The organism is Streptomyces europaeiscabiei, from assembly GCF_036346855.1.
In the GTDB taxonomy this organism is placed as follows: domain Bacteria; phylum Actinomycetota; class Actinomycetes; order Streptomycetales; family Streptomycetaceae; genus Streptomyces; species Streptomyces europaeiscabiei.
In genome coordinates this window covers 7,249,228-7,267,342 of the sequence record NZ_CP107841.1, presented here as the reverse complement: position 1 = coordinate 7,267,342, position 18,115 = coordinate 7,249,228, and the positions used below count along the sequence as shown (strand labels likewise).

Genomic DNA, 18,115 nt, shown 5'->3' with positions numbered 1-18,115 from the left:
AGTCCGGTGACGGAGCGCTTGCGGGACATTCTGGACGCGGTGGCCAGAGGTGTCTTCCCGCCGGCCGACGGCGGTACGACCGTCGTCGCTCAGCACTCTCCCCGGGACGCGGGCGTCCTCTGCTTCACCGCACACTCCGTCGTCTTCACGGACGAGGATCCCCGGTGGGTGTACGAGAGCCTGGCGGCCGCGGAGTGCGACGCGCTGTCCGCGAGCATGAACCCACGGTTCCTGGCGGCCCTCATGGAGCGGACGGGCCGTACATCCGAGACCATCGACGCGATGCTGGTCGCCTCGCCCCTGCCGGGCGAACCGCCGCTGGCGCTGAAGGAGATCGAGGACGCCGGACACCCCCGCGTCGCGTACGCGCGGCGACGCCGTGACGACGTACGGGTCTGGGCTGCGGACGGCGGAGTCCTGACGACGGGCCGGGGAATCGCCGGGCGGCTGGAGGTCTCGGTCGAGGTGGACGAGGACGTACGGCACCGGGGGCTGGGCCGGGCGCTGGTGAGTGCCGCACGGCATCTGGTCGCCGAGCCGCTGTGGGCGCAGATCGCGCCGGGGAACGCCCGCAGCGTGCGGGCGTTCCAGTCGGCCGGCTATCTGCCGGTGGGCTCCGAGATACTGCTCAGCGCCCGATAGGGCCACCCGTCGAGCCGTGGGGACCCCGGCGGGTGTCAGTGCCAGGGCTCGTAGTGCGGGTTGCTCTCGCACTCGCTCATCTTCTCCGTCCTGGTCTTCTTGTCGACCGGGCAGACGCCGATGACGTACTGCGGCTTGATCCCGCCGGGGAAGGCGACCTCGACCTGGTCGGCCCACCTGTGCCGGTCGCCGATCGTCCGGTTGACGTCCACGCCGCCGGGGGCGTCGATGTAGTAGTTGTAGCCGGACTTGTACCAGGTCTTGTACAGGTCGTGGTCGTAGGTCGTGGAGACGTACGGCGAGGGCTGGTTGACCAGGACGTACTGCTCGATGTCGTACTGCCCGTCGATGACGTCCTTGGGATGGAAGCCCTGCTCGAAGATGGTCGCCGGGCCCCGGCTGTCGCTGCGGTACAGCGTGCCGCAGGTCGTGCGCCAGGCGGGCTCGGGGGTGATGCGGTCGACGTCCACGCGGCGGTCGACGGCGGCGTGGACCGGGTCGTCGAACTGGGGGCAGGCCGGTGCGGCGGCCTTGGCCGAAGAGGTGGTCGGTGTCTGTGCCGGAGCGGTCGCGGCGGAGGTCGCGAGGACGGCGGAGAGGGACAGGACGACGGCGGCGGCCCGGCGCCGCAGACGAGTTGTGATCATGGTGAGCACGATCTCGGCTGCGCGGCGCCGGGCCGCGGATCATCACCCGTACGGCGGCGTGTCAGCCCGCCCGGTTGTCGTGTGTCACCGGGAGATTCCGGTCGCCGGGCGGTCGTCAGCGGAAGATGCCGGTGTGGCCGAGCGAGTAGCGGCCGGGCTGCGGGTAGACCGCGAGGCCGTGCGGGCCGCTGCCGACGGGGATGCGGGCGAGCTGCTCCCCGCTGCGGGTGTCGATGGCGTACACCTCGGAGTCGTAGCGGCCGGAGAGCCACAGGACCTTGCCGTCGGCGGAGACGCCGCCCATGTCGGGGCTGCCGCCGTCGGGGAGGTGCCACTTCTTGGTGAGCCTGTTCTCGGTGAAGTCGAAGACGGACACGGAGCCCTCGCCCCGGTTGGAGACGTACATCTCGCGTGAGTCGCGGCCGACGTACAGCCCGTGGGTGCCCTTTCCGGTGGGCAGGAGCTTCGGTTCGTCGAACTTGTCGCCGTCGAGGACCCACATGCCGTGGGCCATCATGTCGGCGATGTAGAACCGCTTGCCGTCCGGCGAGATCTTCACGTCCTGCGGCATGGCCCCCTCGAACGGGAGCTTCTGCTGCCCGATCACCTTCATCTTCGCGGTGTCGACCTTCAGCAGCTCACCGCTGAACTCGCACGACACGATGAAGTACGTGCCGTCGATCGAGAAGTCCGCATGGTTGACGCCGTAGCAGGTGACCGGCTCGGTCCTGACCCGCTTCATGGTGTGCGGGTCGCGGAAGACGAGTTCGCGGTCGAGGGAGGCCATGACGACGGCGTACTCGCCGTTGGGGGTGAAGTACAGGTTGTACGGGTCGTGCACCTCGACCGGCCTGCCCGCCTTCCCCGTCCTCGGGTCGATGGGGGTGAGGGTGTGGCCCCGGTTGTTGTTGACCCACAGGGTCTTCAGGTCCCAGGAGGGCACGACATGCTGGGGCTGGCGGCCCACCGGGATCGTCTCGATGATCTCGTACGTCTTCGGGTCGATGACGGTGACGGTGTCGGACTCGCTGTTGGGGACGTACACCCGGGACGGGAAGTCCTCGACCACTGGGGAGAGCCGGTTCGGGCGGTCGGCGGCATAGACGTCCCTGGGGTCCAGCACGGGCGGCATGCCGCGCAGTCCTCTGACCGCCGTCCGCTGTTTCTTCTTCCTCTCGGCGGCTTCGGCTTCGGCGATGGCCCGGTCGGCCCGGATCCTCTGCTGCTGCTCACTGGTCCCGGTCCCGGCGCCGCACGCGGCCACGGCGGCGAGAACGGCGGCCGCGAGGAGGGCGCGCTGCACGAGGTTGCACTGCATGAGGGGGGTGCGGGGCGTGGTCACGCGACCTTTATAGGGAGGTCCGCCGCGAATTCCGGCGATTGGCCCGATCGACGGAGGTGCGTGGCGGCTGCCGCCGGGCACCTGGGGGCCGCGCGCCGTGGGCGCTTCCACCGGCTTGCGACCGCGGGTCGTCCGCGGCTGGTCGCGCCCGCGCGGCGGAGCCGCACCGTGTCACAGCCCCGCCTCCTTGCCAGGGCTTCGGGCACCCCTTACCGGTCGGCGACCCTCATCTCGAACCACGTCGTCTTCCCCCGCGGCAGCAGGTCGACCCCCCAGCGGTCCGAGAGCTTGTCCACCAGGAACAGCCCGCGCCCGCTGATGTCCGTCTCCTGTACCGGAATCAGACAGGGCAGTCCCCGCGAGGGGTCGCGGACCTCGATCCGGATCCAGCCCGGCCGGCGGCGCATGCGCAGTCCGAAGACGCGGGCGCCGGTGTGGCGCACGGCGTTGCCCACGAGTTCGGAGACGAGCAGGACCGCGTCCTCGGTCATCCTCGGCGACAGCCGCCACTGGCGGAGGATGACAACCTGGGCGAGCCGCCGGGCGGTGGCCGCGGACTCGGGACGGGACGGCAGCGGAACCTCTGCCTCGGTCGGGTTGCCGAACAACTCCAGTGCCTTCTGCGCCCGTTCGTCCTCGATCGCAGGTGACCAACGCGCCGCGGTCGCACTCCCGTGCCGCCGCGGCTGTTCGATACCCTCCAGCCCCGCCATGCCCCCATCATGGCCGTCCCGAGCCTCCTCCGGGGCCGTTCCGCAGGAATACAACCCCCGGAACCAACCATTCCGGAGGTTTCGGATGGCATATGCCAGAGGCAGTAAACCACCCGCGACAGCCCGTCCGACCTGCGCCGACACCCTGAACTCCGGTCAGCGCCAAGAGCCTTGGGCAAGGCTCTCTTAAGACTGCCTTAAGGAACGGGCAAACCGCCCCTTCGGGGGACGCGGGTCATACATCGCGTCAACTGCAAGTCGTTCGGCGGAACTTGTGGGCCGGTTTCCGGACCCCCGGCCCTGATCCACCGCCGTCAGACGAACTTCGCCTTGCCCGGCCCCTCCTCCACGAAGCTGCGCATCCCGCGCTCGCGGTCCTCCGTGGCGAACAGTCCCGCGAACCAGTTCCGCTCGATCGCGAGCCCGGTCTCCAGGTCGGTCTCCAGCCCCGCGTCGATCGACTCCTTGGCGGCCCGCAGCGCGATCGCCGGCCCCCGCGCCAGCCGGGCGGCCCACTCGTGCGCGGCGGTGTACACCTCGTCCGCCGGGACGACCCGGTCCACCAGACCGAGCACGAGCGCCTCGTCCGCCTTGACCATGCGCCCGGTGAAGATGAGGTCCTTGGCCTTGGAGGGGCCGACGAGGCGGGACAGCCGCTGGGTGCCGCCCGCGCCCGGGATCACCCCGAGCAGGATCTCCGGCTGGCCGAGCTTCGCGTTCTCCCCGGCGATCCGGTAGTCCGCGCACAGCGCCAGCTCGCAACCCCCGCCCAGCGCATAGCCAGTGACGGCCGCGACGACCGGCTTGGGGATGCGGGCCACGGCGCTGAAGGAGTCCTGCAGGGCGCGGGACCGGACGACCATCGCCGCGTGGTCCATGGCCTGCATCTCCTTGATGTCCGCGCCGGCCGCGAAGACCTTCTCCCCGCCGTAGAGCACCACCGCGCGGACGTCGTCGCGGCGCGTGGCCTCCTCGGCGAGTTCCTTGAGGCGGTCCTGGGTGGCGATGTCCAGGGCGTTCATGGGCGGCCGGTCGAGGCGGATCGTGCCCACGCCTTCGGCGACTTCGAGATGCACAGTCATGAGGGCAGGTTAACGGCGACTAACGGCAACGGCCCCGGTGCGGTACATCACACCGGGGCCGTGCGTCAGGATCTCGGGCTCTCAGGAGGCGCCTACGCCTTCCACTTGTCCCAGTCCATGTTCCAGCCGTTGTAGCCGTTGTCCGGGTCCACGGTCCGGTCGTTGGAGTTCTTCACGACCACGACGTCGCCGACCATGGAGTGGTCGAAGAACCAGGCGCCCGGCGCACCGCGGTCGTAGCCGCCGCGGGTGTCGCGCAGGCCGATGCAGCCGTGGCTGGCGTTGTAGTTGCCGAAGGCGCCGCCGCCCCAGTAGTTGCCGTGGATGAAGGTGCCGGAGTTGGTCAGACGCATGGCGTCCGGCACGTCCTTGATGTCGTACTCGCCGCCGTAGCCGACCGTCTCGCCGTTCATCCGGGTCACGCGCAGGCGCTCGCTGATGACCATCTGGCCGTTCCAGGTCTCCATGCCGGGCTGGCCGGTGGTGACCGGGATGGTCTTGACGACCTTGCCGTCCCGCGAGACCTTCATGGTCAGCTTCTTGACGTCGACGACGGAGACCTGGCTGCGGCCGATGGTGAAGGAGACCTTCTTGCTCTGTTCGCCGTAGACGCCGTCGCGGCCCTCGACACCGTCGAGGTTGAGGTCGACGGTCACCTTCGTGCCGGCCTTCCAGTACTTCTCCGGGCGGAAGTCGAGGCGGTCGTTGCCGAACCAGTGGCCCTCGACGTCGACGGCCGGCTCGGTCTTGATGGTGATGGCCTTCTCGACGTCCTCCGGGGCGGTGATGCCCCGCGTGAAGCGGATCGAGAACGGCATTCCGACGCCGACCTTCGACCCGTCCTCGGGGGTGAAGATACCGACGAAGGTGTTCTTCGGGGTCAACGTGGTGAAGGACGAGTCCTCGGCCGCCTCACGCCCCTCGGAGTCCTTCGCGACGGCGTGCACCTTGTACTCGGTGGCCGAGTTGAGGTGGATCGACGGCGTCCAGGTGGCGCCGTCGCCGGATATCTCGCCGGCGATCTTCTCGCCCTTGTCGTTCTCGACCGTGACCTCGGACAGCTTGCCCTTGGCGGCGCTCACCTTGAGGGCGCCGTTGGTGGCCACGTCATCGGCGCCGTTCTTCGGAGCGATGGAGACCACCGCCTCCGAGGCCTTGGTGGCCGCCTTGTCCGAGGCGGTCCTGTCGGAGCCCTTCCCCTTGTCGTCGCCGGAGCCGGTGTCCGAACCCCCGCCTCCGCCGCACGCGGTGACCGCGAGCAGCATCAGGACCGGCAGCACGGCCAGGGCCCCCTTGCGCCGCCGCGTCCGCGCGCCAACCGACGCCCCCGATATCGGTCGCCCGTTCAACTCTCTGTTCTCCCCTCGCACGGCCTGATCAGGCCCGCACCCCTACGCACCACATGCGCGTACGCCCGTACATTAACCAGATGATCGGGAGGATTTGGCCTCGGTGAATGTCACCGTTCAGTCCCAACTTCAATCATCACGCGCGTACCCCCATGTCGGCGCTATGTCCGTCTACTTCACCGCCGCACCCGCTTTCCATGCGTTCCACCCCATGTTCCAGCCTCCGAGCCCATTGTCGGGAGAGACCGTTTTGTCGTCACTGTTGATCACCTCGACGACGTCCCCGATGAGGCTGCGGTCGAAGAACCAGCCGGCGGGGGTGCCGGAATCGCCGCCCTTCACATCGCGCAGGCCCACACAGCCGTGGCTGACATTGGCCCGGCCGAAGGCGTCCGGCGCCCAGTAGTTGCCGTGCAGGAAGGTGCCGGAGGTGGTGAGGCGCATCGCGTGCGGGACGTCCGGGATGTCGTACTCGCCCTTGCCGTTCGCCTTCCTGAAGCCGACGGTGGCGCCGTTCATCCGAGTCACCTCCAGCATCTCGGTGACGACCATCTTCCCGTTGTACGTCGTCGTCTTCGGCGCCCCGGCCGTGACGGGGAGCGTGGCGAGCACGCCGTCGCCGCGTTCCACGCGCATGGTGTGCTTCGCCGCGTCGACCACGCTGACCTGGTGGCGGCCGACGGTGAAGGAGAACGTCTTGTACTGCTGGCCGTAGACGCCGGGCGCGCCCACGACGTCCCGCAGCCGCAGTCCGACGGTGACCCTGGTCCCGGGCTTCCAGTACGTCTCGGGGCGGAAGTCCAGGCGTTCCCCGCCGAACCAGTGCGGGCGGACCTCGACGGGCGGTTCGGCGGTCACGTCGACGGCGCGTTCGACGGCCGCGCGGTTCTCGATCTCCCGGTTGAACTCCAGGGAGACGATCATCCCGGTGCCGACGGTGGCCCGGTTCTCCGGCGTGACGTACGCGATGAAGCGCTCGTCGGGGACGGAGGTGGTGAAGGTGACGTGCCGTGCCGAGCGACGGCCGTGGCCGTCGAGGGCGACCGCGTCGACGGTGTACCTGGCGGCCAGCGCGAGCTTCGGTGAGCCGGTGGGGCGCCAGCTCAGCCCGTCGGCGGACAACCGGCCCGGTACGGGTGACTCCTGCGCGTCCTGCGACTTCACCACCTTGACGGACTCCAGGCGCCCGCTGGGCACCCGTACTTCGAAGCGCTGCTCCGGGCGCACGCCCTTGCTGCCGTCCTCCGGAGTGACCCGGATCGTGTCGTCGGGCGCCTTTTCGCTGGTCAGTGGCGGTCCGGCGGTGCATCCGGCGGCCCCGGCCAGCAGGCCTGCCCAGGTGAGTGCGGCGGCCAGGGCGGCCACGGCGCGGCGCGCGTGCGTCTGTGCGTGGTTCACGTGCGGCCCAACGACGGCGCACGCCCCCGGGAAACGTGAGTGCGAGGCGTGCTCTGGGCAGAACACTTGGGAGGACGACGTGATGGGGAGCGGTGAAGGGACGGCCGGCTCCCCGTTTCCGTCGCCCCACCGAGCCGCGGGAGGCCTGAGGTGTCGAGCGCAGCCGAGCAGGAGGAAGTGCGGGGGACGCGCGGGGTACCGGCCGCGCGTCCGGCCACCGTGCTGAACGGCGGTCGGCGCGATGAGCCGGCGCCGGAGACGAGGCCCGTGTGGCCGGGGGCGTCGACGCCGCTCGGCGCGCGGTTCCGGGTGGGCCCCGACGGGGTCGCGGGCACCAACTTCGCGCTGTGGGCGGGCGGGGCGGAGGCCGTCGAGCTGTGCCTGTTCTCCGAAGCGGGTGAGGAGACCCGGCTGAGACTGGCCGAGCTGACCCATGAGATCTGGCACGGTTTCGTGCCCGGCGTCCGCCCCGGGCAGCGGTACGGCTATCGCGTGCACGGCCGCTGGGACCCGTGGACCGGCGCCCGCTGGAACCCGGCGAAGCTCCTCCTCGACCCGTACGCGCGGGCCGTGGACGGCGAGTTCGGACTGCCGCCTGAGGTGTACGCGCATGTCCGGGACTGGCCCGAGCAGCATGTCGCGGACACCGTGCGCGACGAGCGGGACTCGGCGCCGCACGTCCCGAAGGGTGTCGTCGTCCACGACGACGACGACTGGGCCGACGACCGCCGGCCGAAGACCCCGTGGGCGGACTCGGTCATCTACGAGCTCCATGTACGCGGCTTCACCATGACCCACCCGGGCATCCCCGAGGAACTGCGCGGCACCTACGCCGGGCTCGCGCACCCCGCCGCGATCGAGCACCTGGTGAAGCTGGGCGTGACGGCGGTGGAGCTGCTGCCCGTGCACCAGTTCGCCCACGAGGACCATCTGCTGCGCCGGGGCATGCGCAACTACTGGGGCTACAACTCCATCGGCTACTTCGCCCCGCACGCGGCGTACGCCTCGTCGGGCACGACGGGGCAGCAGGTCGGGGAGTTCAAGCGGATGGTGCGGGCGCTGCACGCCGCCGGGATCGAGGTCGTTCTCGACGTGGTCTACAACCACACGGCCGAGGCCGACGAGCGCGGCCCGAGCCTGTCGCTGCGCGGCATCGACAACCGGGGCTACTACCGGCTGCAGAGCGATGCCCGCCGGTACGCGGACTACTCGGGCTGCGGGAACACCCTGCACGTGGTCCAGCCCCATGTCCTGCGCCTGATCACCGACTCGCTGCGGTACTGGGTGACGGAGATGGGCGTGGACGGCTTCCGCTTCGACCTGGCCGCCGCGCTCGCGCGCTCGATGCACGACGTCGACATGCTGTCCCCGTTTCTCGCCGTCATCGCCCAGGACCCCGTGCTGCGGCGGGTGAAGCTGATCGCCGAACCGTGGGACGTGGGCTCGGGCGGCTACCAGGTCGGCGCCTTCCCGCCCCTGTGGACGGAGTGGAACGACCGCTACCGGGGCGCCGTCCGGGACTTCTGGCGGGGTGCGCTGCCCGATGTGCGGGATCTGGGGTACCGGCTGTCGGGGTCGAGCGACCTGTACGCGTGGGGCGGGCGGCGGCCGTACGCGTCGGTCAACTTCATCACCGCGCACGACGGTTTCACGCTGCGGGACCTCGTGTCGTACGAGCGCAAGCACAACGAGGCGAACGGGGAGGGCAACCGGGACGGCTCGGACGACAACCGCTCCTGGAACTGCGGTACCGAGGGCGAGACGGACGACGAGCGTGTACGGGCCCTGCGGCGGCGGCAGTTGCGGAACCTGCTGACGACGCTGCTGCTGTCCACGGGCGTGCCGATGCTGGTCGCCGGGGACGAGCTGGGCCGCACCCAGGGCGGCAACAACAACGCGTACTGCCAGGACAACGAGATCAGCTGGCTCGACTGGAGCCTCCTGGAGGACCCCGCCTGGAAGGCCCTCTTCGACCTGACGGCCCGCCTGATCGCCCTCCGCCACGACCACCCCGTGCTGCGCCGCCGGGCCTTCTTCTCCGGCCGGGCCCACTCGGCGGACGGGCTGCGGGACCTGGCCTGGTTCACGGCACGCGGCACCGAGATGACCGAACGGGACTGGTACGCGCCGGCCGCGACCCTCGGCATGTACCTCTCCGGACGCGACATCCCCGGCCGCGACGCCCGGGGCACCCCGATCGTCGACGACAGCTTCCTCACCGTCCTGCACGCCGGCGACCGCCCGGTGAGCTTCGTCCTGCCGGGGACACCGTGGGCGCAGCGGTACGAGGTGGTCGTCGACACGTCACGGGAGGAGCAGGTGGAGGGGCCGGGGGTGGTGCACCGGGCCGGGGAGGCGGTGACGGTGCCGGCGCGGTGTGTGCTGTTGCTCCGGGTGATCGGCTGAGGCGACGTTTCGGGCCTGTGGCAGGTCCATGAACTCCGCGCCGGATTCCTGGCCAGAAGGGGCTGCCGACTGATCAGACTCGATCGCATGCCCGAGATGTCCCGTCGTGCCCTCGGTGGTCTCGTCGGTGGCGGTGCGGTGACTCCCGTCGCCGGTACGGCCGCCACCGCAGAGGCCGCCGAGGCCGCCACCCCCGAACGCCCCTTCGAGGCGACGCCCGCCACGGCCACCGGCAGGCGTCCCAACTTCCTCAGCGACAACGGCGGCGAGCGCTACTCCTACGACTGGCCCCCGGCGGCGAGAGGTTCGTGCTGCTGGAGGGCGGCATCCGGGTGCCGACGATGCTGCGCCGGCCCGCCCGGATCGACGGGCGTCAGGTCAGCCACGAGCCGGTTCTCACCCCCGACTGGACGGCGCCCCTCGTGGAACTGGGCGGCGCCCGGCCGGAGGCGGCGTACCCGCTGGACGCCACGGGTCGGGCGGGCCACCTGCTGCGCGGCGAGGACGTGCCCGAGCGCGAGCTGTTCTGGCGGGTCCGGGCCGACCGGGCGCTCCGGCGGGGCGACTGGAAGTACTACCGGGACGCCGCGGGGGCGGACCACCTGTACAACCTGGCCGCCGACTCCCGCGAACAGGCCGACCTCGCCCCCGACGAACCGGAGCTGCTCACCGAACCGGGGACCGTGTGGGAGAGCGTCGCGGCCGGTCTGCTGCCGTATCCGGCCGCCTGGGCCCACCCTTGGAGGAAGATCGGGAGCGGAGGCCGGTGACCTCGATGACGGGTGTGGACGACCTGTGTGGCGTGTGTCGAGAATCCCGGCGGAGCCCGCGCGCGCACATCGGCCGTCACGCTCGAACGGACGTCCGCCGATCGGTCGATGTGCGGCTACGGCCCCTCTGATCTGCCGCTATGCCCTCGCGCCCAGGCAGGCCGTAGGTCTTACGACCGACCGCGGTCCGGCCAAAACTCGGTGGGCGATGTCAGTGCCGATCCGTAGGCTCGCTGCTGATGCCCACGACACGTGCAACCGCCGAGGAACCCGACCCGACCGAGGAACCCGAGACCGCCGCGCCGCCCGAGGAGCCCGCGAGGGCCGAGGCACCCGGGAGGGCCGAGGGGCGGTCCGCCGTACGCACGCTGCTGCGGCTGTGGCCGTACGTGCGGCCCGTGCGGGCGCGGCTGTCCGTCGCCGCGTTCGTCGCGATAGTCGCCTCGTGCGTGGGCCTGTTCATCCCGCTCGTCCTGAAGTGGATGGTGGACGGGCCGATCGCCGACCGGGACCCGGCGGGCGTGTGGCTCGGGGCGCTGTACCTGCTGCTGCTCGGCCTCACCGAGGCGCTGCTGTTCGGGTTGCGGCGCTGGCTCGTGGCGCGGCCCCTGGCCGGTGTCGAGGCGTCGATGCGCGCGGATCTCTACCGGCATCTGCAGCGCCTCCCGGTCGCCTTCCACGACCGCTGGGCCTCCGGGCAGCTGCTCTCGCGCGGCACGACCGACCTGATGCTGCTGCGGATGTTCCTCGCCTTCCCGCTGACGTTCCTGCTGGTCAACGCGGTGACCATCGTGGTCGGCGTCACCATCATGCTGATCCAGGACTGGACCCTCGGGCTCGTCATCCTCGGGCCCGTCGTCCCCGTGATCGTCACCTGCGTCCTCTTCGAGAGGAAGTACGCCAAGGTCGCGCGCCTCGCGCAGGACCAGGTGGGCGACCTCACCACGGTCGTCGAGGAGAGTGTCCTCGGGATCCGCATCATCAAGGGGTTCGGCCGGCACCGCAGCCAGGCCCGCGCGTTCCGCGAGCTGTCGCGGACCCTGCGGGGAACGGAGTTGCGCAAGGCCCGCCTCCTGTCGGCGATCTGGGGCGTCATCATCACGCTCCCCGAACTGGCCATCGGCGCGGCGCTGGTCCTCGGCGCCGTCCAGGTCGCGGACGGTGAACTGTCGGCGGGCACGCTGGTCGCCTTCCTCTCCACCGCCCTCGCGCTGCGCTGGCCCGTCGACTCGATCGGCTTCCTGCTGGCGATGAGCCAGGAGGCGGCGACGGCGACGGAGCGGTATTTCGAGGTGATGGACGAGAAGCCGGAGTCGACGACGCGGGCCGACGCCCCCGCCGCCCCCGCCGTGGGCAGCGGACTGAGGTTCCACGACGTCACCTTCCGCTATCCCGACGCCGCCCCCGGCAGCGCCCCCACCCTCGACCGCATCGACCTGCACATCCGCCCCGGCGAGTCCATGGCCCTGGTCGGCGCCACCGGCTCCGGGAAGACCACCCTCACCGCTCTCGTTCCCCGCCTGCACGAGGTGACGTCCGGCCGCATCACGCTGGACGGCGAGGACATCACCGAGATGTCTCGTGAGGAACTGCGGGCGAAGGTGGCGGTGGCCTTCGAGGAACCCACCCTCTTCTCGGCGACCATCGGCGAGAACGTCCTCATGGGCGCCCCGCCGGACGCGGGTGAACCCGAACTGGACCGCGCCCTGGCCATCGCGCAGGCGGAGTTCGCCCACGCGCTCCCCCAGGGCACCGGCACCCAGGTCGGCGAGCAGGGCCTCAGCCTCTCCGGCGGCCAGCGGCAGCGCCTCGCACTGGCGCGGGCGGTGGTCGGCCGCCCCCGCTTCCTCGTGCTGGACGACCCGCTGTCGGCGCTGGACGTGCACACGGAGGCCGCGGTGGAGGCCGCACTGCGCCGTGTGCTCGCGGAGACGACCGCGCTGATCGTGGCGCACCGCCCGTCGACGGTGCTGCTCGCCGACCGCGTGGCCCTGCTCTCGGGCGGGCGTGTCACAGCGGTGGGCACCCACCAGGAACTGCTGCACACGAACACGGAGTACGCCCATCTGATGTCCGGAACCGAGGGGGACGAGCGATGACGGCGCCCATGACCACCGCGCCGGACAAGGACCCGGACGAGGAGTCGAACGGCGAGTCCGGCAGGGCGACGTCCTTGGCGAAGCCGCCCGGCGGCGACCGGCCGGCCGCCGCGCACCGGGCGTCCGCCGGCGACCCGTTCGACCACGACGACCTCCCCACTCCCCCGGGCGCCACCCTCGCCCTGCTGCGCTCCCTGCTCGCGCCGATGAGGGCCCGGGTGGTCATGGCGAGCATGCTGCTCCTGCTCCAGCAGGCGGCGGTGCAGGCGGGCCCGCTGCTGGTGGCGTACGCCATCGACAGTGCCGTACCGGCGCTCCGGGACGGCCGGCACGGGCCGCTGATCGCGGTGGGTGTCGGGTATCTGCTGTGCGCGCTGGCGGCCGGCGGGCTGCAGTACGCGTTCATCGGGGCGTCCGCGCGGGTGAACCAGGACGTGCTGCTGGATCTGCGGGGCCGGATCTTCCGGCACGCGCAGGCGCTGAGCATCGACTTCCACGAGCGGTACACCTCGGGCCGGCTCATCTCCCGGTCCACCACGGACGTCGAGTCACTGCGCGAACTGCTCAACGAGGGGCTGCAGGAACTCATCGGTGTGATCCTCGCCTTCGTCTACATCTCGGCGATGCTGCTCTGGCTGGACCTGGGGCTGGGCGCGGCGGCGCTGGCGTCGTTCGTGCCGCTGTACGGGTTCGTGCGGACGTACCGGCGGCGCGCGGCGAGCGTCTACACGGCCCGGTCCAGCGCGATCGCCGCGGTGATCGTGAAGTTCGCGGAGACGATGAACGGCATCCGGCCGGTGCGGGCGTTCCGCCGGGAGGCCGCGAACGACACGGAGTTCGGTGCCCTGAACCGGCACCACGAGCGCAAGAACGGCGACGCGATCCTGGAGATGGCCCGCTATGTGGTCTGTTCCCGTGTCGTCGCCAACATCACGGTCGCGGCGATCGTGCTGTGGGGCGCGTACCGGGTGGCGTCCCAGACTCTGGCGCTGGGTGTGCTGGCGGCGGCTGTGCTGTATCTGCGGCGGCTGTACGACCCGATCGACCGGCTCGGCATGTTCCTCAACTCGTACCAGTCGGCGGCGGCCTCGCTGGAGAAGATCGCGGGCCTGCTGGCCCAGGCCCCGTCGGTCCCGGAGCCCGCCGAGCCGAAGGAGCTGCCGGCGGCGGCCTGCGAACTCCCGGGCCGCGAGGTCGTGTTCGACGACGTGCGGTTCGCGTACCGCACCGGCGGCGAGGTCCTGCCCCGCTTCGACCTCACCCTGGCGGCGGGCAGCACGGTGGCGGTGGTCGGTTCCACCGGCGCCGGCAAGTCGACCCTCGCCAAGCTGGTGGCCCGCTTCTACGACCCCTCGTCCGGGCGGGTCCTCCTCGACGGCGTCGACCTGCGCGACCTCCCGGTGCCCGAGCTGCGGCGCGGGGTGATCATGGTGACCCAGGAGTCGTTCCTGTTCTCCGGCACGGTCGCCGAGAACATCTCCATCGGCCGCCCCGACGCCACGCGCGAGGACATCGAGCACGCCGCCAAGGCCATCGGCGCCCACGACTTCATCACCGCCCTGCCCGACGGCTACGACACCGACGTACGCAAGCGCGGTGGCCGAATCTCCGCCGGTCAGCGTCAACTCGTCGCCTTCGCACGGGCGTTGCTCGCCGATCCGGCCGTCCTCATCCTGGACGAGGCGACCAGCTCCCTCGACGTCCCCGGCGAACGGGCGGTCCAGCGCGCCATGTCCACGGTGCTGCGCGGCCGTACGGCCGTGGTGATCGCCCACCGCCTCTCCACGGTCGAGATCGCCGACCGGGTGCTCGTGATGGAACACGGCCACATCGTCGAGGACGGCACCCCGGCGGACCTGATCGCGGGCACGGGCCGTTTCGCGGACCTGCACCGGGCGTGGAGGGACAGCCTGGCGTGACGAACCGCGCCCCGTGAGAAGGGCGAAGCCCTCTTGAGGAGCGCGGGGCTGTATCACCATGCGGCCGGCCACGTGGGCGCGACCAGCCCCACCACCCGCAGCCGAACCACGACCCGTCCCACACGAGAATCGGGGGCCCATGATCAACGCGCACGAGGACCCCGGCACACCCGACTGCCGCAGCGGCAGCCGCTACCTGTGGTGGCTGGTCAGACAGCAGGCAGGCCGCTCCGCACTCGGCTCCCTGATCTCCTGTGTGTGGATGATCCTGCTCGCGGCGACCCCGTACCTCCTCTCCCGGGCGATCGACGAAGGACTCGAACCCGGCGACCATCCGGCACTCGCCGGCTGGACCGCCGCGCTCTTCGGCGTCGGCGCCTTCAACGCCTGGCTGAGCGTCATGCGCCACCGCACGATGACCCGGGTGCGGATGGACGCCAACTTCCGCACGGTGAAGGTCGTGGTGGCGCACGCGGTCCGGCTGGGGGCGGCGCTGCCGCGTCGCGTCGGCGCCGGGGAGGTCGTCACGATCGGCGTGGGAGACGTCAACACGATCTCCTCCTCGCTGACGGTCATCGGCCCGGGGGTCGGCGCGTTCGCCGCGTATCTGGTGGTCGCCGGGCTGCTCGTGTCGGTCTCCCTGCCCATCGCCGCGGTCGTCCTGCTCGGGATGCCGCTGATGGTCGTGATCGTGGGCCCGTTGATGCGGCGGCTGCAGGGCACGGAGACGGAGTACCGGGAGCGGCAGGGCGTGCTGACCGCGCGGATCGCGGACCTCGCGGGCGGGCTGCGCGTCCTCAACGGGCTCGGCGGCAAGGGGCTGGTCGCCGACGCGTTCCACCGGGACTCGCAGCGGCTGCGGGCGCAGGGGTACCGGGTGGGGGCGGTGACCAGCTGGATGCAGGCGCTCGGGGTCGGGCTGCCGACGCTGTTCCTCGCGGTGGTGACCTGGCTGGCGGCCCGGCTCGCCGCCCAGGGGGCCATCACCGTGGGCGAGTTGGTGGCGGTGTACGGGTACGTCACCGTGCTGGTGCGGCCGGTGTCGTACTTCGTCGCCTGGGGGTACGAGGTGAGCCGCGGGGTGGTGGCCGCGCGGCGCGTCATCCGGTTCGTGACCCTGGAGCCGCTGCCGGACCACGGCACCACGGACGCGCCCGCCGAGCCCTCGGCGCTGCACGACCCCGAGTCGGGTGTACGGGTGCCGCCGGGGCGGCTGGTCGCGCTGGCCGCCGACCGGCCGGCCGAGGCGGCGGCCGTGGTGGACCGGCTCGGCCGGTACGCGCCGACCGCGGCGACCTGGGGCAGGACCCCGCTCGACGCGATCCCGCTGGCGCAGGTCCGCGCGCGGATCCTGGTCGCCGACCACGAGGCCGACCTGTTCGCGGGCCGGCTGCGCGACCTGCTCGGCGGACACGGCGACGTCGACGACGCGACGGCCGCGCGGGCGCTGCGCGCGGCCGTGGCCGAGGACATCGTGCAGGGCCTGTCGGACGGCCTCGACTCGGCGATCGACGCCCGGGGCCGCAACCTCTCCGGCGGGCAGCGCCAACGCGTACGGCTGGCGCGGGCGCTGGTGGCCGACCCCGAGATCCTGCTCGCCGTCGAGCCGACCTCGGCGCTCGACGCCCACACCGAGGCACGGGTCGCCCAGCGGCTGCGGGCCGCCCGCGAGGGACGTACGACCCTGGTCACCACCACCTCGCCCCTCGTCCTGGACCACGCGGACACCGTCCTCCACCTGGTCGAGGGCAAGGTCGCGGCCGTCGGCACCCACCGCGAACTCCTCGCGGGCGAGGCGGGATACCGGGCGCTGGTGGCGCGGGACGCGGGAGAGGAAGACGGTCCCGGGGAGGAAGACGCCACGGGGCAGGAAGACGGTTCGGGCCAGGAAGCGGACCCGACCGAGAGCACGGTCGAGGAGGTCGCACGGTGACCACGGAACTCACACCCCCCGCCTCGGGCCGGCTGCCCGTCGCGGAGGCGGTCGCAGTACGGCGGGCCACCGTACGGCTGGTGCGGGCGGACGGGCGGGCGTTCCTCGCCGTACTGGGGCTGAACGGGGCGGCGGCCGCGATGGGGCTGGCCGGGCCGTGGCTGCTTGGGCGGATCATCGACGAGGTGCGCGGCGGGGGTGGCGTCGCAGCGGTGGACCGGCTGGCGGCGGTGATCCTGCTGTGCGCGGTGGCGCAGTTGCTGCTGGCGCGCTGGGCCCGGTTCGTGGGGCACCGGTTCGGGGAGCGGACGCTGGCGCGGGTGCGCGAGGAGTTCGTGGACCGGACGCTGGCGTTGCCGGCGTCGGTCGTGGAGCGGGCGGGGACCGGTGATCTGACGGCGCGCGGCACGGCGGACGTGGACGCGGTCGGCAGGACGCTGCGGGACGTGGGTCCGGAGCTGCTGATCAGCTCGGTGCAGGCGGTGTTCCTGATCGGCGCGGTGTTCGCGCTGGATCCGCTGCTCGGCGTGTGCGCGCTGTCCGGTCTGGTCGGTATCGGGGTGGTGCTGCGCTGGTATCTGCGCCGGGCGCGTACCGGCTATCTCGCGGAGGGCGCGGCCGGTTCCGAGGTCGCGGAGATCGTCGCGGCGACCGCGTCCGGGGCCCGTACGGTCGAGGCGCTGCGGCTGGAGCGGCGGCGGACCACCGCGAGCCGGGACGCGCTGGAGGTGTCCCGGCGGCGCCGGTTCCACACCCTGTTCCTGCGCACGGTGTTCTTCCCGGGCGTGGAGGTCTCGTACTTCGTGCCCCAGGTGCTCGTCCTCCTCGTCGGCGGGGTGCTGCTCGCGCGCGGTTCGGTCAGCCTGGGCGCGGTGGTGGCGGCGGCCCTGTATCTGCAGCAGCTGAGCGGCCCGCTCGACGAGATCCTGATGCGGGTGGAGCTGCTGCAGAGCAGCGGCGCCTCGTTCGCCCGGGTGGAGGGGTTGGCCGGTGCCCCGCGTGTCGCCGCCGCCGACACCCCGGAACCGGCGGACGACCGCATCGACGTGACCGGGGTCCGTTACGCCTACGAGCGGGGCGGTGAGGTGCTGCGCGGTGTGGACCTGACCGTGCGGCCGGGCGAACGGCTCGCGGTGGTGGGCCCGTCCGGCGCCGGCAAGACGACCTTGAGCCGCCTCCTGGCCGGCATCGACGCGCCGACCGAGGGCACGGTGACGGTCGGCGGTGTCCCCGTCGTCGATCTCGGGCCCGAACGTCTGCGCCGCCAGGTCGTCCTCGTCACCCAGGAGCACCACGTCTTCCTGGGCACGGTTCGCGACAACCTCCTGATCGCCGAACCGGCGGCCACGGACGAGGAGTTGTGGACGGCGCTGACGGCCGTGGGCGCGGACCACTGGGTCCGCGACCTCCCCGACGGTCTCGGCACCCGCCTCGGTGAGGGCGGTCGCCGCACCGACGGCCCCCAGGCCCAGCAGCTCGCCCTCGCCCGCGTGGTCCTCGCCGACCCCCACACCCTCATCCTCGACGAGGCCACCGCCCTCCTCGACCCCACCACCGCCCGTCACACCGAGCGCGCCCTCGCCGCCGTCCTCCACGGCCGCACGGTCATCGCCATCGCCCACCGCCTCCACACGGCCCACGACGCGGACCGTGTGGCCGTCATGGAGGACGGTCTGCTCACCGAACTCGGCACACACGAGGAGCTGGTGGCGGCGAAGGGCGCGTACGCGGCGCTGTGGCAGAGGTGGCACGGGGAGGGGGCGGCCTGACGGCATCCACCGCGCCGACGGTGAGAGGGGGCCTGGCGGTGACAGC

Annotated in this window: 12 protein-coding genes and 1 pseudogene; 7 read left to right on the top strand and 6 right to left on the bottom strand. The window is 71.8% G+C overall.

What is annotated here, in order from left to right:
- Nucleotides 1–6: 6 nt before the first annotated feature.
- Nucleotides 7–642, top strand: coding sequence for a GNAT family N-acetyltransferase (locus OG858_RS31925; RefSeq protein ID WP_319069487.1), 636 nt, complete (start codon nucleotides 7–9; stop codon nucleotides 640–642).
- A gap of 35 nt (nucleotides 643–677) precedes the next feature.
- Here the strand turns inward: OG858_RS31925 and OG858_RS31920 are convergent, their stop codons facing one another.
- The 6 genes from OG858_RS31920 to OG858_RS31895 all read right to left on the bottom strand — a co-directional run bounded on the left by OG858_RS31920 (nucleotide 678) and on the right by OG858_RS31895 (nucleotide 7,173).
- Entirely contained in the window at nucleotides 678–1,289 is a 612-nt protein-coding gene (locus OG858_RS31920; protein ID WP_455681696.1) for an ADP-ribosyltransferase, read from the bottom strand.
- Nucleotides 1,290–1,404: 115 nt separating this feature from the next.
- Nucleotides 1,405–2,607, bottom strand: coding sequence for a YncE family protein (locus OG858_RS31915; RefSeq protein ID WP_328545290.1), 1,203 nt, complete (start codon nucleotides 2,605–2,607; stop codon nucleotides 1,405–1,407).
- A gap of 233 nt (nucleotides 2,608–2,840) precedes the next feature.
- Nucleotides 2,841–3,344, bottom strand: coding sequence for an ATP-binding protein (locus OG858_RS31910; protein WP_319069490.1), 504 nt, complete (start codon nucleotides 3,342–3,344; stop codon nucleotides 2,841–2,843).
- 314 nt (nucleotides 3,345–3,658) lie between these two features.
- A complete protein-coding gene (locus OG858_RS31905) occupies nucleotides 3,659–4,426 on the bottom strand; it encodes an enoyl-CoA hydratase/isomerase family protein (RefSeq protein ID WP_319069491.1) in 768 nt (255 codons plus the stop codon).
- 92 nt (nucleotides 4,427–4,518) lie between these two features.
- Nucleotides 4,519–5,775, bottom strand: coding sequence for a L,D-transpeptidase (locus OG858_RS31900; protein ID WP_319069493.1), 1,257 nt, complete (start codon nucleotides 5,773–5,775; stop codon nucleotides 4,519–4,521).
- A 171-nt stretch (nucleotides 5,776–5,946) separates the two neighbouring features.
- Entirely contained in the window at nucleotides 5,947–7,173 is a 1,227-nt protein-coding gene (locus OG858_RS31895) for a L,D-transpeptidase (RefSeq protein ID WP_328544206.1), read from the bottom strand.
- 150 nt (nucleotides 7,174–7,323) lie between these two features.
- On the opposite strand from OG858_RS31895, the gene glgX reads away from it, so the two are divergent.
- The 6 genes and pseudogenes from glgX to OG858_RS31865 all read left to right on the top strand — a co-directional run bounded on the left by glgX (nucleotide 7,324) and on the right by OG858_RS31865 (nucleotide 18,069).
- Nucleotides 7,324–9,579: a glycogen debranching protein GlgX gene (gene glgX, locus OG858_RS31890; protein ID WP_327724925.1), complete on the top strand. Its 2,256-nt coding sequence runs from the start codon at nucleotides 7,324–7,326 to the stop codon at nucleotides 9,577–9,579.
- A 246-nt stretch (nucleotides 9,580–9,825) separates the two neighbouring features.
- Nucleotides 9,826–10,349: pseudogene (locus tag OG858_RS31885) on the top strand (twin-arginine translocation pathway signal protein); the annotation flags it as partial.
- Between the two features lie 239 nt (nucleotides 10,350–10,588).
- Nucleotides 10,589–12,448: an ABC transporter ATP-binding protein gene (locus tag OG858_RS31880; protein WP_328544207.1), complete on the top strand. Its 1,860-nt coding sequence runs from the start codon at nucleotides 10,589–10,591 to the stop codon at nucleotides 12,446–12,448.
- Nucleotides 12,445–14,367 carry an ABC transporter ATP-binding protein gene (locus tag OG858_RS31875; protein WP_319069498.1) on the top strand — a complete coding sequence of 641 codons (1,923 nt, stop codon included), beginning with the start codon at nucleotides 12,445–12,447 and terminating at the stop codon, nucleotides 14,365–14,367. Before OG858_RS31880 ends, OG858_RS31875 begins: the two co-directional genes overlap by 4 nt.
- A gap of 139 nt (nucleotides 14,368–14,506) precedes the next feature.
- Entirely contained in the window at nucleotides 14,507–16,300 is a 1,794-nt protein-coding gene (locus OG858_RS31870) for an ABC transporter ATP-binding protein (protein WP_319069500.1), read from the top strand.
- A complete protein-coding gene (locus tag OG858_RS31865) occupies nucleotides 16,297–18,069 on the top strand; it encodes an ABC transporter ATP-binding protein (protein ID WP_319069503.1) in 1,773 nt (590 codons plus the stop codon). Before OG858_RS31870 ends, OG858_RS31865 begins: the two co-directional genes overlap by 4 nt.
- Nucleotides 18,070–18,115: the final 46 nt, after the last annotated feature.